Annotated in this window: 1 protein-coding gene; it reads left to right on the forward strand. The window is 33.8% G+C overall.

From position 1 onward, the window contains the following. A partial coding sequence (locus tag LZ634_RS22080) for a CDP-glycerol glycerophosphotransferase family protein (protein ID WP_234508877.1) occupies positions 1 to 1,842 on the forward strand: 1,842 nt, incomplete at its 5' end. Between the last annotated feature and the right edge of the window lie 27 nt (positions 1,843 to 1,869).

The following is a 1,869-nucleotide window of genomic DNA, read 5'->3' on the forward strand; positions in this document are numbered from 1 at the left end:
CTTATTCGCACCTTCCTTAAGTCTAGTATTGAAACTGAGAAAATGATCTTGGTCATGCCTACCTGGCGTCCAGCTTTACTGGGTAAAGTTATTAATGGTACAGAACGTGAATTATTGACCGATTTTAATAAGAGCGAATATGCTGTAGCGTGGTTTGAATTTCTTAATGACCCACGGTTAGCACAATATGCTAGTAAAAATGGTTATAAGATAGTCTTTTTCCCTCATGCCAATATCCAACCATATTTGAATGAATATAAACTTCCTGAACATGTTGATGTATTAAGTCACGCTAGTGGGAGCATTCAGGATTTGTTTTTGAAGGCTGCCATTATGGTAACTGATTACTCATCAGTTGCGTTTGAGATGGCTTATATAAATAAACCGGTATGTTATTATCAGTTTGATGAGGATAAATTCTTCAGAGTTGGTCATTACAATAAAGGCTATTTTAGCTATCGTGAAAATGGGTTTGGTCCAGTATCAGAGAAAAAAGATGACATTATAGATTTTATTATCAATTCAATTGATATAGGGTGTGAAATACAATCTCCGTATGTTGAAAAGGTAGCGGCATTCTTTCCACATCGTGATGGGCGGTGTTGTGAGCGTGTAGTTAAAACTATTGAGTCACTTGATCTTCAGAATATTGATGAACATCTGTTGTTTGATGCTGGAATAAGTAAAGGACATGAGCGTACTCTTCAATGGGCTAAAAGACTGTACAAGTATGGATATCATTCATCAGCAGTAAGGTATTTAACTGATATAAATGAAGATATATTTTCATCATATAATGAAGAATCTTTGATAAATTTAAGTTTTTATATTGATGCACTAATAATGTGTGGTGATGTTAATAAGGCATCCACATACTTAGATACTCCTGGTTCACTAAGTAATATTGCTCATGATTCTCTTTCCACTCGTTACCATATAGTTAGAAGTATTCTATATGAAGTTCAAATGAATGATTCGATAAATTTAATAGACAGCTATGATTCTTGTATCTACAAGAGCTTGTTTAGTCGTAATAGCATTCATGAAATAAAAAATGAAATTGATATTGATTCTCTGTCTGAAAGTATCTATAAGGATGCTTTGGAAATAAATGATCTTGATGATGTAGATAATTGCGTTATATTTACTCTTAGTGTGATTCGCCTTAAATTATATGAATTGTCTGGACGCTCTGATGATTTAATCAATGAGTATAGAACTATAAGTGCAAGTGGAAAAGAAAATATCATTGCTAAATATTTATATTTAAATGCTCTTTTTAAGTTAAATAAATGGAGTGCGATCTATAATTATATCGGCAATGATCGTATGTTGCAGGGGCGGGAGGGTATTACTAAGTTTGCCGCTTGCTATTTCATGGGTATACGTGGTTCTCGAGAGAAAATATCTCGTGTGGAAGATTTTGGATATTTATTTGACGATATTGAGAACATACCTGATGATTGTATTGTGGAGTTTTTTAAGTATTACCTGTACATTGAGAGAGATTTCAGTGCAACGTCGAAAATAATAGATGTTTTTTATGATAAAATACCTCCTAAAATAGTTGAAGATTATGCTGTTAAGTTATGTAAGATCAGTTTGTCTAATTCTGCATATGTTTATTTACAGCGTGCTGACATTACCACTATGTCAGTGAGGGGACTTAAGTTGTTAGGCGATCTTGCGATGGCCTACGGTGATTATAAGCAGGCAACTGATTCATTTAAGCAAGCATACCTTAGCCGACTTCCTGTATCTGATGCTGAGTTATTCGAAAAACTATCCTTAGCAAGGAAATGGCTTGAGCGTCAAGTATCTTATACTGCACATAATAATTAACCCCTTGTATTTAATATAGACTTATAT

It is taken from the genome of Kluyvera intermedia (assembly GCF_021440345.1).
Taxonomy (GTDB): Bacteria; Pseudomonadota; Gammaproteobacteria; order Enterobacterales; family Enterobacteriaceae; genus Kluyvera; species Kluyvera intermedia_A.